Consider the following 12,789-nt stretch of genomic DNA (forward strand, 5'->3'; position numbering starts at 1 on the left):
TTTCGGTCTTACTTATGAATGGTCTAGCCGATATTGGGAGACTTCTGACAATGAGCAGAGGGCAACCCAACATCGCTATCGCCCACTGGCCGGGCATGGATCTGTTCGGCGATGCCGATCTCCAACGGCTGCGGGCATTGGGGACTCTGTTGAATGCCGAGCCGATCGGGGCCTGGGACGATGAAGCCGCCTCTGTGCTGGCCGAGGCTGAGGTGATCGTCGGCCACTGGGGGTGCCCGCCGCTGGACGCCGCCATGCTGGATCGGGCACCCCGGCTCGGCTTGTTCGCCTACGCCGCGGGAACGGTCAAGATGACCCTCACCGACGGGGTGTGGGATCGCGGCATCCGGGTGACCAGCGGGGCCAACGCCAACGCAGAGCCGGTGGCCGAGTTCACCCTGGCCGCCATCTTGTTCGCCAACAAGGGCGTTCTGTGGCGCCGGGGCCCGACGGACTTCTCGGCCATGTCGGCTATGGGCGACCGCCAGTGGGGCAATTACGGCCGCACCGTCGGCATCGTGGGGGCATCGCTGATCGGTCGCCGGGTGATCGAGCTGCTGCGGACATTCCCCCACCTTTCGGTGACGCTGTACGACCCCTTCGTGACCCACGAAGAGGCGGCCTCGATCGGAGTGCAAAAGCTTGAGCTGGATGAACTTTGCGCGGGCGCGGACGTGCTGTCCATTCACGCGCCCGCCCTGCCCGAGACCATGCACATGATTGGCGCCGCACAACTCTCGGCTCTCCCCGACGGGGCCACGGTGATCAATACCGCCCGGGGCCCGCTCATCGACCACGAGACGCTGCTGCCCCATCTGACGTCGGGGCGGCTCTATGCCATCTTGGATGTGACCGACCCTGAGCCACTGCCCGAAGACAGCCCGCTTCTGGAGTTGCCCAACGTGTGGATCAGCCCCCACTTGGCCGGCAGCCAGGGTTCCGAGCTGGCCCGCATGACCACCTACGCCATCGAGGAGATTCGCCGGTGGTCCGCTGGCGAACCGGCCCTCAACGAAGTGACCCGCGACCGATTGGCCACGATGGCATGAGCATGGACCTCCGCTTTCCCGAGCATCCTCTGGCTGAGGCAACCACCGCCGGGGCACTGGCCGACCGCTTGGTGGCGGCGACAACCCAGAAGATGACCGAGTTCGAGCAGTCGACCGCCCCTGGTCTTGAATTGCCCGGCCTATATGCCGGTCACGCGGTACTCGACGACACCACCGCCGACCTCATGTATGTGCTGGGACTGCTCATCGAATGCGGGGTCGACAAGGTCGCCGGCTGCGACCTGCAAAGCCGAATCCCGACACTGATCGCCTCGCTCAACCCCGCCGCTATCGAGGGGTTCTACAGCTATCGGGTGGGGGAGACGGTTTTGCGGCTCGGTGGCCTGGATGCGCTGCCCGCCGAACTGCATGACACCGTGCTTGACGCCGTGCAGTCCAAGGAGATCATCGCCCGGCTCAACGACACCGATGCTATCCCTCCGAATTTCGCGGTGGTGGCCACCCGGTGCCTGCGGGCTCTGGCTCGCCTCCGGGGCGACGACGAGCCTGCCGAGCTTCCCGGCTTGCTCGACCGGGTGCGTTCGATGTTCACCAGCCCCACGGGCTGGCTCAACGACGGGATGGGCGCGTGGGTCCACTACGACATCTACACCCCTGACATGTACCTGTTCGCCGAGCCGCTGGTCGACGAGCTTGGGCCGGAGTGGGCGAGCGGGCTGTCGAAGGTGCTGGTCGACTTGGACGAAGTCGCCTTGCCCGGCGGGAGCATCGTGTGGGGGCGCTCCATCGGCGCGCTGGGCATGGCCATCACCATCGAGCTGGCCGCCATCGCAACGGGACGCGATCTGAACGCCCCCCAAGACCGCTGGCTGGCTCGGGCCGACACCACGCTCGACGATCTGCTGGAGTGGTTCCCCAGCGGCGTCATCGCCGCCCACCAAAACCGGGCCACAATGTTCTACCGAGGTCCGGCCCGACGGCTTCAGATGACCTTGGACATCTACGGAAAGCTCCTGCTGTCCGCCCTTGAGCTGCGGCGCAGACCAGAGGTGGTCAGCGCTCCGTCCACCGACGCCTTCCTGCCTGCCGAGCGGTTCATCCGATTTGACGATTCCGAGCAGGCCACGGTTTGGTCGTATCGCTCAAAGGCGCTGTCGTTTGCCCTGCCCACCGTTTTCGGCTTCTCCGCCGACTATGCCCCCTCGCCGCGGGGCCCGGGACTGTTGGAGCAGCCCACCTCAGGCCATCCGGTGATGCTTCCGGTGATAACCCCGCGAGCCCGAGACGAGGCGGCTGGTACCAGCGATGCGCCGCTCATGCCGGCTGGTCTGCCCATCTCGGTGGAACACACACCGGGGGCCGTCACCATCGAACACAGTGGCTGGGCACCGGCCGGAAGCAGCGACGCGGTGATCACGGGCGCCCGGACGGCGACCTACCGGGTGGAGGGCCGTTCGCTGGTCGTGTCCGAACAACTCCGCTTCGACGATCCCGACGGCCTACCGGGCCCGCTTACCCTGTCGATTGCCGAATCCGCCTCTCAGCCGATTGACGTGGAGATGGATACCAGTCGAATTCAGGCCATCGACACCACGGGGCTCGCCGAGTGGCGCAGCTTCTGGGGTGAACTGCCTCGGGTGTATCAGGCTGAGATCCAACCAGCGGAGTCAGCGGATTACACCTGGAAGGTCACTCCCCGTCTGCGGGTGGCCAGCACCATCCACGGCCACCCCTACGACCGGTCGCTGTACGACCCGCTGGCCGATCGGGTGGTGGCCACCGGCGCGGGCATCCCCGACGACAAACTGGTGCGAAGGCTGCGAGATGTCGACGTGCTGCATATGGCCTGGCCCGAATGGTGGTCAGGCGTCAACCCCGAGCGCACCGCCGAAGTGCTCGGGCAACTGAAGGCCACCAACACCGCCATCGTGTGGACCCAGCACAATCTTCTCCCCCACTACTTCAAGACCGACGAAGCGGCGGCCAGCTACCAACTGTGGGCCGAGGCGGCCGACGCGGTCATCCACCACAGCGAAGTAGGCCGCGAGATAGCTCTGGCCACCTACGACTACGGCGACCACACCAACCACCACGTGATCCCCCACGGGCACTGGGGCCGTGAGTACGAGACGGTGGCCAACATCAACCGAGAATTCGTGGAGTTGGGTGAGGGCTGGGCGCCGTGCGGGCTGCGGATGGCGGTCATCGGTTCCCCCCGGGTGGAGAAAGACCTGCAACTGGTGGTCGACGCAGTGGCGGCATGCGCCCGGGACGACATCCAATTGGTCATCCGAGTCGACCTATCGGTAGCCGTTCCCGACGATCCCCGGATCATCGCCGAGTTCGGCCAACTCGATTTCAACCAGTACCTGCGGCGCATGAAGGCCTTCGACGCGGTGATCCTCCCGTTCGCCCCCTCCGGAATGCTCACCACCGGCACCGCCTTCGACTGCATCGGAGCTGGCGTGCCCGCCGTCACCAGCAACTGGGACTTCTTCGACGAGACCTTCGCCGGCGCCGACATCCGCTACGGAGACACCGTCGAAGACCTCACCCGCTGCCTCGACAATCTCAGCCCCGAGGACTTGGACCGCTCCCGCCAAGCCCTGATCGACCTTCGCCCGACGTTTGAATGGGGCCCTATCGCCGAGCAAACCCTGGCGGTGCTCGAAGCCGCCGCCCTCAGCAAAGCTTGAGGGTCTTGCCTGTCAAACGATGGCGGGCACCAGCAGCGTGATCCAGATGGTGAGCATGAAGCCCACCATGGTCGTCATGATGAGGCGGGTCTGCCGGGCCAGCGCCGAGTCCACATCGCCCCGCAGCTCGGCCATCTTGCCCCGCAGCTCCGCGCTGAGCACTCGGAGGTCGTCCTTGGTGGCCAGTTGGTCTCGCCCCTCGGGGATGATGCAGTTCATGAGCGTCTCGGTGGCCTCCTTGCCGATGGCCATTACCAGCCGGTTGGCCAACTCCGTGCGCTCGATTTCGGTTACTGCCATTGGGTTCCCTTCGTCGTCTCTTGGATTCAGAGGGGAACCCTTTATGCTCTGGGGCGGTGCCGGTTCCGACTGCACTGAGGACGATACAGGCAGTTACCCACTGAATCAACCACCATTCGAGCCCCGAAGAAGGACACCTTATGAGCGAGTACAGATACGTCGATTACGAGACTGCTGACGCGGTGGCAACCATCACGTTGACCCGGCCCGAGAAGGCCAACGCCCAGAACGAGCGAATGCTCGATGAGCTGCACCACCACTTCTTGGCCGCCGAATACGACGACGACGTGAAGGTGATCGTGCTGCGGGGCGAGGGCAGGCACTTCTCCGCTGGCCACGATCTGGGCGGCGGCGCCCCCGATCCCGACGCCGTGTCGCTGGCCGAGACCGACGGCAGCTGGCAGCTGAACAAGATCTACCGCTGGGAGGCCCGCAAGTATTTGGGCTACTCCTGGCACTGGCGCAACATCCCCAAGCCCACCATCGGGGCCATCCAGGGCAAGGCCATTGCCGGGGCTCTGAACCTGATCTGGCCGCTCGATCTGCTGGTGGTGGCCGACGACGTGGAGTTCTCCGACCCGGTGGTGCTGATGGCCATCGGCGGTGTGGAGTACCACGGCCACACCTGGGAGCTAGGGGCTCGCCGGGCCAAGGACCTGCTGTTCTCCCAGCGCACATTGGGGGCCGAGGAAGCTGTCCAAATCGGCTTGGCCCGAGAGATAGTCCCCCGCGACCAGCTTTGGGAGCGCACCCACGAGCTGGCCGCCCAGATCGCCACGAACAACGCCTTCGGCTTGGCCCAGGCCAAGCGGGCGGTGAACCAGACTCTCGATGTGCAGGGCTACTACACCGCCCTCCAGTCGGTGTTCGACGTCCACCACACCGGCCACGGCAACGCCATCAGCGTCAGCGGCTATCCCATCTTGATGCAGCTCGACGAGATGAAGCAGAACCTGAAGAAGCAGTAGCCGCCTGATGCCGCAGAACCGCCCCGACCACTAGCCGGCCCGGCATGGCCACCGACTACGACGCCATTTTCAAGGCCTACGACGTTCGGGGCACCGTGGGCGACCAAATCGACGTCGACGGGGTCCGGGCCATCGGCGGGGCCTTCGCCCGATTCGCCGCCTCAACCGGGGCGGGAACGGTGCTGGTCGGGCGGGACATGCGCCCCGAGAGCGAAGAATTTGCCGCCGTCTTCGGCGACGGCGCGATGGACCACGGCGTCAACGTGGTGGACGTGGGGCTGTGCGCCACCGACATGCTCTACTACGCGTCGGGAAGCCTCGACCTGCCCGGTGCGGTGTTCACCGCCTCCCACAATCCTGCCGGCTACAACGGGATCAAGATGTGCGGCCCGGGCGCCGCGCCAATCGGCGCCGACACCGGGCTACAGGCCATCAAATCCATGGCCATCGCCGGTCCCGATCCCGCCGCGGCCAGGGGAACCCACACCAGCCGCGACATGCTGAGCGACTACGTCGCCCACGTCCGTTCGTTTGTAGACACCCAAGCACTGGCTCCGCTGCTGGTAGTGGCCGACACCGCCAATGGCATGGGTGGCCTGGTGGTGCCCGCAGTGTTCGAAGGGCTGCCCTTGGTACTCGACCACCTGTATCCCGAACTGGACGGCACCTTTCCCAACCACCCGGCCGACCCCCTCCAGCCGGAGAATCTACGAGACCTCCAAGGCAGGGTGCTGGAACTGAACGCACACGTTGGGATGGCCTTCGACGGCGACGCCGACCGCATGTTCCTGGTGGACGAGAACTCCCGGCCAGTGTCGGGCTCGCTCACCACCGCCATCATCGCCCGTACGATCTTGGAGCGGGACCCCGGTGCCACCATCATCCACAATTTGATCTGCTCCAAAACGGTGCCCGAAGTGATCGCCGAAGGTGGCGGTACCGCGGTGCGAACCAAGGTGGGCCACTCCATCATCAAACAGGCCATGGCCGATACCGGCGCCATATTCGGAGGAGAGCACTCGGGCCACTACTACTTCCGAGACAACTATCGGGCCGACAGCGGGCTGATTGCCGCCCTGATGGTGCTGGAAGCACTCAGCCATCACCCGGCGGGCCTGTCTGATCTGGTGTCGGACCTCAACCGATACGCCGCATCGGGCGAGCTCAACACCGCGGTAGAAGATACGGGCAGGGTGATCGAGCGAGTGGCGGCCGCCTATCCGAGTGCCAGCCAAGACCGGCTCGACGGGCTCACTGTGGACCTGGGCGACTGGTGGTTCAACCTGCGCCCCTCCAACACCGAGCCTCTGCTACGGCTGAACCTCGAGGCCCCCACCCCCGAAGAAGTGCAGCACAGGGTGTCAGAAGTCCAAGCCTTTATCGCTTGAATCTCGCGCCGCATTGCGCCCACACCCCGGTTTAATGAAATGCACAGCCGGGGAGAGGAATGCCCCCCTCCCGTCCTCCTCTCCCCGGCTGTTGTAGCAATTTAGACGCTCAAGCCGAACCTCGCCCGACGCGGCATTTGCCGTTCTGGGAAGGCCAGCTCACCCAACGGTGATCAGGGTGGTGCCCACCAGCACGGCGGCAATGCCGACGGCCTGCCACCACCTCAGGGTGTCGTCGTCGAAAACCACCGCCAGTGCGATGGTGACCACTGGGTAGAGCGATCCCGCCACCGATACCTCACCCACCGGGCCGCGCTGCACTCCGGCGATGAACGACGCCATGCCCAAGCCGCCGGCGATGCCCCCGGCCAGGGCGGCCAGGCGCAGGGACCGGGGCACGATCTGGGGGATGCGCCGGGTCCGGGTGATCATAAGCATGAACGCCAGGGCGGCCGCCCGCTGGGTGGCGGCGGGCCACATGCCGCTATCCACGCTGGTGCGGTCTAGCAGCACGATTGTCGCCGTGAACGCCAGGCCGCCCAGCACGGCATAGGCAATGCCTGCACCGACGTTTGTCACAGTCTGGGGCACGATCACCGCCACCAGCAGGCCGGCCACGGCCACCCCGATGCCAATGTTGGCCGCCAAAGTGGGTCGCTCGCCGGTGGCCAGTCCGTAGGTCAGCGGCCCCAATGCGGTGAATGCGGCCACGATGGGCGACGCGATGGCCGACGAGGACACGGCCAAGCTGTGCCACATGCACGACAGGGCAATGGCGATGACCACCCCGGAAGCCGCCCCCAGCAGCAGGTCGGCGGCGGTGATGGCGCTGGGCACTAACGCCAACAGCACCATCGTGATGCCCAGTCCGCCCACCAGCGCGGTGCCCACCGTGGTCATGGCGTGAGCGCGTCGACTGGAATACCGCCCGAAGTAGTCGGAAACGCCGATCATGACCGACGCCAGAGCACCAAGAAGCACCGGCATGCCCCCCGCACGCTAGTGGTCCGTCTGCGAATTGGCGGGGGTTAGAGCGCGGCTCGCAGGGCTTCCAGGTCGCGGTGGGCGGATTGGAGGATGTAGGCGGGGTTGTCGAACTCGGCGTTGTCGCGGCCGAATCCCCACATGCCGTGGGAGAACTCGATGGTCCAGGTGGCTTCAGGGGAGGCGGTGCTTATGGCTTCGGCGGCTGGCCGGAGCACTTCGCTCAATTCGGCGGCGCTGGTGGGTTGGGGAACCTCCGCCACCTGGACGTGAACGTGGCGTACCCGATCTCCGAGCACACCCAACGGCTCCGACCACTCGTCTCGGGCCATGGGATGAACGTGGACAATGGCCCCCAAGCGGTCGGCGTCGGCAATGGAGTCGAACATGTCGCGGGCCACGTTTGGATCCTCGGCCACCGTTCCGAAGTGGCATTCGCACAGCAGCCGGGCACCATAAGGCACCTCGGCCTCGAAGCGCCGGAGCCGCTCGGTGTAGTCGGCGATGGATTCTGGGTCGCTGCCCACGTTGAACTTGACGCCCTGTGCCCCCACCCGCTCAATCCACGCCGCAGTCTCAGCTCGGTCGGCGTCGTCGGGCTCGTCCCAACTGGTGTAGCAACTCAGGATTCTGATGGGGATCTCCGAAGCCAGCAGCGCCTCGAATTCGTCTTCGGGCACCGACCGGGCATGGCGTTCCCATAGCTCCAGGCCGTCGAACCCGGCGTCAGCGATGGTCGGCAGCCACTCGGACACCTTGGTCAGCGGATGCCCGCCGGGTTCGGCCAAACCCCAGCGATTCGGCTCGATAGCCACTGTGCCCAGATAGATCTGTCCGAGGTCGCTGCTCATTGTGGAGCGGGTGACGAGAATCGAACTCGCGTCATCAGCTTGGGAAGCTGGGGTTCTACCACTGAACTACACCCGCGGGTGCCTGAACTATAGCCAAGTGGCCGAACAAATCAGATCGACAATTGCAGGCCGACCGGCGGCCACTAGTGTTCCTTAGAGCGGAACATCATTCCGCAATAGTGCGAGACGAGAGGGATGCCTATGCCTGATGTTGTCGGCTACCGGGCCAAGATCGGGGTCATTGTGCCGTCGACCAACACGGTTGTCGAGCACGACTTCACCCGGGTGCGGCCTCCGGGGGTCACGTTCCACAGTGGGCGCTTCTTGGTGGAGGCCCCGGACTTGAGCAGCGACGAGGCTTTTCTCCATTTCCTGGACCTGATTCGCCAGACCATTCCCACCGCGGTGCGAGACCTCATGACATGCAAGCCCGACCACCTGCTGATGGGGATGTCGGCTGAGACATTCTGGGGGGGCAAGGAGGGCAATGCCGCCTTCCAGGCCCGGGTGACAGAGATCGCTGGTGGCATCGGCATCACATCGGGTGCAGCGGCCTGCAACGCCGCCTTGGAGCGCCTCGGTGTATCGCGCATCGCCTGCCTGACGCCCTACCAGCCCGCGGCCGACGAGCAGGTGTACGGGTACTTCACGGAGTGCGGCTACGAGGTGAAGCGGGTCCACGGCCTGCGCTGCGATTCGGCCACGTCCATCGCCGACGTGACTCCTGAGACCCTGGTGGGGGTGCTCAAAGACCTCGATGGCGACGATATCGACACCATCGTCCAGTGCGGCACCAACTTGTCGATGGTCGAGGTGGCCGACCAGGCCGAGCGCTGGCTGGGCAAGCCGGTACTGGCCATCAACGCCATCTGCCTGTGGCACGCCCTGCGCACGCTGGACATCAACGACCAGTTCGTGGGCCACGGGATGATGCTGCGCGAGTTCTAGCCGCTCGTGCCGCCGCCCCACGTCATCGTCGTCGGCGCCGGACCGGTCGGGTGTGTGGCCACGGCGGTGCTGGCCTCGGGCGGCGTTGATGTGACGCTGCTGGAGGCTGCCCCCGAGCTGTCTCGGGAACTGCGGGCATCCACCTTCCACCCCGCCACCCTGGATCTGCTCGACCGCTTTGGCGTGGTCGACCAGATGATCGGCCGAGGCTTGATCGCCCCTCGATTCGCCTATCGGGACCGCCGCCAGGGGGTGGTAGCCGAGTTTGACCTCGGTGCGCTGGCCGACGTGACCGACCATCCGTTCCGGCTTCAGTGCGAGCAGTTCAAGCTGTGCGAGATCATGCTCGAACGGTTCCGCTTGATGGCCAACGTCACCGTGCGATTCGATGCCGAGGTGGTGGGTGCCGTCGATCATGGCGATACCGCTTCGGCCCAGTTGGCCTCTGGTGAGACCTTGGCCGCCGACGCGGTGGTGGCCGCCGACGGCGCGGCCAGCGCGGTGCGCAAATCGCTGGACTTGGGGTTTGACGGCATGACCTATGAAGACCGCTACTTGGTGCTGTCCACCCCCTTCGAGATGGCCGACCACCTCGACGATTTGGCCTACGTCAACTACATCTCCGATCCCGATGAGTGGCTGGTGCTGCTTCGAACCCGGGATCTCTGGCGGGCGCTGTTTCCCGTTGGCGACAACGAGACCGATGCTGAGGCGCTCAACGACGAGAGCACCCAGCGACGGCTCCAGGGGATAGTGGCTCGCGATGTGCCCTACGAAGTAGCCCATCGGACCATTTACCGGGTCCATCAGCGGGTGGCCGACCGCTTTCTCGTCGGCCGGGTGGTGCTGATGGGCGATGCCGCCCATATCAACAATCCCCTGGGGGGCATGGGCATGAACGGCGGCATCCACGATGCGGTGCTGCTGGGGGCTTCGCTGGCCTCAGTGCTGCGGGGGGACATGGAGGCTGATCGTCTTGCTCACCACGCGGAACTGCGGCAGACGCTGGCCATCGAATACGTGAGGCGGCACACTCATGAGAACGCCGAGAGCCTGGCCGCCCCCGATGGGGCCGCTCGCCAGCGGGCCCTCGACCAGATGGCCGCCCGAGCCGCCGACCCTGAGGCGGCCCGGGCCTACATGCTCCAGGCCAGCATGATCAACGCCGTGGCCGCCATGCGGGCCGAACTCGAGGAAGCCGGCGCGATCACGACAGGCTGAAGATCAGCACCTCGTGGGTCTCATAGCTGGTGAAGACCACCTCGTTGTCGCCATCGCCGTCCAAGTCGGCCACCGTTCCTCCAGCCGCCTGAGCGAACGATTCGGCCAGCACATGCTGCACAAACTGGCCCGGAGTTGTCTGCTCGAACCAGAACACCCGGTCGTCGCCGTCCCCGGAGACAGTGAGGTCGATGTCGCCGTCGTTGTCCACGTCTCCCCATGAGAAGACCCCGGGAGCGGCCTGGAATGCGGCCCCGACGGTGGGGCGCGACTCGATGCCGTGGCTGATCATCCTCTGACCCCAGGGCAGCCGGGGGTCGGTCGGCGGCTCCATGATGTAGATCCCGGCCTCGTGGTCATCGGGGGATTCGGGAGTGGGCACGTGGTTGGAACCCACCCAGCCCTCGGTCCCCTCGCCGAACAGGTTGGGAATCACCGAGAGTTGGATGGTGCGACCCTGCGAGTCGGTGATGTCGTGGCGCTCCCAGACTCCTTCCGGGCGGGCGTCTGACGGCGGCTCGATGTTCTCGAACCACACGTAGGACTGGCCCTCTAGGAAGTACTGGCCGCTGGCCAAGTCCAGATCGCCATCGCCGTCCACGTCGTGGGCCACCGGGAGGCTTCCACCGCCGCGGCCGATGACCATCGGTGTCGGGTCGAAGCGGATGGACTCCTCGGTGCCCTTGAACCACTGCGCTTCGGCGTCGTCGAGCAGCTCAGCCACGGTGATGAGATCGTCAATGCCGTCATGGTCGATGTCGACAAACTCGGCCCTGTGGTAGAAGTGCGGCGACCCACTGGGGACGATGTCCCGGCGAACCCAATCGCCCTCGGAGTTCTCCAGCCAGAACAGCGCACCGCAGGGGCCCACCGCCGGGTTGAACTCGCACACGAAGAAGCCGCCGCTCACCAACAGATCGAGGTCGCCATCGCCGTCGATGTCATGGGGCAGGGCCTCGTTGGGGAAGTAGATACCGTGCTCCCGAGTGATCAGGGGCTGCGGAGTCCAGTCGCCCAATCCGCGGCCCCCGTTCCAGTAAATGGTGAGGGAACCGGGCGGGAATTGCACCGGGGTGGGGTTGATGCCCCGCCAGCCGAAGGAGTTGACCACCAGGTCGAGGTCGCCATCGCCGTCCATGTCGGCCGCCTCGGCGCCCGCGGGACCGTCGGCGAAGTCTTCGACCACCGTGATTGAGAACCGCTGGTCTGCGGCCGTGGTTGGTTCTATGTCGGGGGGGATGATGTTGCCCTCGGCATCCCGGGGCACCGGGTCGTCATCCATGGGGGCAGGTTCGGCCGGGGCGGGCTCGGCCGGGCTTTCGTCGTCTGCCGAGACAGCCTCTTCGGAAATGGGTTCGGCCGGTGCCGTGGGCGGTGTCGAGGCCGTTGGGACAGGCGAGGCCGCTGCCGTTGGAGCAGTTGGCGGCGGACTTACAGGGGCCGCTTGTTGCGGACTACCGCCGCCGCAGCCCGAAATGAGCAGGACAAATGCGATTGCCGATGCGACCACTGCGTGTTTCGTTGACCGGAACACTGTTTCGTTCTAGCCTAAGTCCGTCGTTGCGGGCAATGACACACTTGCCCGCAAGACCGTTTCGCAATTCGAAATGCCAAGAAATCCACTGCCGCTCAAGGGGCACTAGGAGGGGGAACACATGTTGGATCGCACTATTCGGCGCCTGCTGATTGCTGGTGTCGCCATCACTCTTGTCGGTCTGTTGGTTGCCCCGGCGGCAGTTGCCGACCACGGTTTGGGGCACAACGGAGAGACCATGGAGCTCTCCAAGAGCGAGGACATCGAAGACGGCGAGGTCGTCACCGTAACGCTCACCAGTTGGCTTCCGGGCAATACCGCCACCATTGTCACCTGCTTCAACTTCCCAGCAGTTGGACCGGCCGATTGCGAGCTGAGCAACTACGGCATGCACATAGTGACCATCGGCGACGACGGCACCGCAACCTACGACTATCCGGTGGCAGTGGTGCCGGGACGGTGCGACGAGAACAACTCGTGCTTCATTGTGGCCGGCGACGGAATCGGGGGCAATGCCAACTATGCCGGCGTGCCAATCACCTTTGCCGCCGCCAGTGCCGCCGAGCCGGAGCCAGAGCCCACCGAGGCCCCCGAACCCGAACCGACCGAGGCTCCTGAGCCCGAGCCGACACCGGAGCCGACCGAGGCTCCTGAGCCGGAGCCGACACCCGAACCCGAGCCGGAGCCGACCGAGGCAGCCGCTGCCCCGGAGCCCGAGCCGGAGCCAGAGCCCACCGAGGCCCCCGCGGTCGCGGCACCGGCCGCTGATGACGACGACGGGGGAAGCTCAGTGTGGGTGTGGCTGCTTCCAGTGATCATCGTGGTCGTGGTGCTCGCCCTGTTGGCGCTGTGGATGCGCCAGCGCAGGAGCGGTCGCGCCGCGGCCTGA

Annotated in this window: 11 protein-coding genes and 1 tRNA gene; 7 read left to right on the forward strand and 5 right to left on the reverse strand. The window is 65.6% G+C overall.

What is annotated here, in order from left to right; all coding sequences use genetic code 11:
- Positions 1–50 precede the first annotated feature (50 nt).
- Positions 51–1,049, forward strand: coding sequence for a hydroxyacid dehydrogenase (locus ACOGJC_RS08135; RefSeq protein ID WP_419848000.1), 999 nt, complete (start codon positions 51–53; stop codon positions 1,047–1,049).
- Positions 1,046–3,706: a hypothetical protein gene (locus ACOGJC_RS08140; RefSeq protein WP_419848001.1), complete on the forward strand. Its 2,661-nt coding sequence runs from the start codon at positions 1,046–1,048 to the stop codon at positions 3,704–3,706. The genes ACOGJC_RS08135 and ACOGJC_RS08140 overlap by 4 nt, the downstream gene beginning before the upstream one ends.
- Positions 3,707–3,718: 12 nt before the next feature.
- Here ACOGJC_RS08140 and ACOGJC_RS08145 read toward each other — a convergent pair whose 3' ends face one another.
- Positions 3,719–4,006, reverse strand: coding sequence for a hypothetical protein (locus ACOGJC_RS08145; protein WP_419848002.1), 288 nt, complete (start codon positions 4,004–4,006; stop codon positions 3,719–3,721).
- 140 nt (positions 4,007–4,146) lie between these two features.
- Between ACOGJC_RS08145 and ACOGJC_RS08150 the strand changes: the two genes are divergently transcribed.
- Together ACOGJC_RS08150 and manB are read left to right on the forward strand one after the other, a co-directional pair.
- Positions 4,147–4,974, forward strand: coding sequence for an enoyl-CoA hydratase (locus tag ACOGJC_RS08150; RefSeq protein ID WP_419848003.1), 828 nt, complete (start codon positions 4,147–4,149; stop codon positions 4,972–4,974).
- 44 nt (positions 4,975–5,018) lie between these two features.
- Complete coding sequence (manB, locus tag ACOGJC_RS08155; RefSeq protein WP_419848004.1) at positions 5,019–6,362, forward strand: phosphomannomutase/phosphoglucomutase; 1,344 nt, start codon at positions 5,019–5,021, stop codon at positions 6,360–6,362.
- A gap of 159 nt (positions 6,363–6,521) precedes the next feature.
- Here manB and ACOGJC_RS08160 read toward each other — a convergent pair whose 3' ends face one another.
- The 3 genes from ACOGJC_RS08160 to ACOGJC_RS08170 form a co-directional block, all read right to left on the reverse strand.
- A complete protein-coding gene (locus ACOGJC_RS08160) occupies positions 6,522–7,349 on the reverse strand; it encodes an EamA family transporter (RefSeq protein ID WP_419848005.1) in 828 nt (275 codons plus the stop codon).
- Positions 7,350–7,390: 41 nt separating this feature from the next.
- The gene (locus ACOGJC_RS08165; RefSeq protein WP_419848006.1) at positions 7,391–8,197 is read right to left on the reverse strand and encodes a sugar phosphate isomerase/epimerase family protein; all 807 of its coding nucleotides are present in this window, start codon (positions 8,195–8,197) and stop codon (positions 7,391–7,393) included.
- A 2-nt stretch (positions 8,198–8,199) separates the two neighbouring features.
- A tRNA-Gly gene (locus tag ACOGJC_RS08170) sits at positions 8,200–8,273 on the reverse strand.
- A 125-nt stretch (positions 8,274–8,398) separates the two neighbouring features.
- Between ACOGJC_RS08170 and ACOGJC_RS08175 the strand changes: the two genes are divergently transcribed.
- Complete coding sequence (locus tag ACOGJC_RS08175) at positions 8,399–9,145, forward strand: arylmalonate decarboxylase (RefSeq protein ID WP_419848007.1); 747 nt, start codon at positions 8,399–8,401, stop codon at positions 9,143–9,145.
- Positions 9,146–9,151: 6 nt separating this feature from the next.
- On the forward strand, positions 9,152–10,366 hold the full coding sequence (locus ACOGJC_RS08180; protein ID WP_419848008.1) for an FAD-dependent oxidoreductase: 1,215 nt from the start codon (positions 9,152–9,154) through the stop codon (positions 10,364–10,366).
- Here ACOGJC_RS08180 and ACOGJC_RS08185 read toward each other — a convergent pair.
- Positions 10,353–11,648 (reverse strand): FG-GAP repeat domain-containing protein, encoded by a 1,296-nt coding sequence (locus ACOGJC_RS08185; protein WP_419848009.1) that lies wholly within the window; start codon positions 11,646–11,648, stop codon positions 10,353–10,355. The genes ACOGJC_RS08180 and ACOGJC_RS08185 overlap by 14 nt on opposite strands.
- 373 nt (positions 11,649–12,021) lie before the next feature.
- On the opposite strand from ACOGJC_RS08185, the gene ACOGJC_RS08190 reads away from it, so the two are divergent.
- Positions 12,022–12,789 carry a hypothetical protein gene (locus tag ACOGJC_RS08190; protein ID WP_419848010.1) on the forward strand — a complete coding sequence of 256 codons (768 nt, stop codon included), beginning with the start codon at positions 12,022–12,024 and terminating at the stop codon, positions 12,787–12,789.

It is taken from the genome of Candidatus Poriferisocius sp. (assembly GCF_965204015.1).
In the GTDB taxonomy this organism is placed as follows: Bacteria; Actinomycetota; Acidimicrobiia; order Acidimicrobiales; family Bin134; genus Poriferisocius.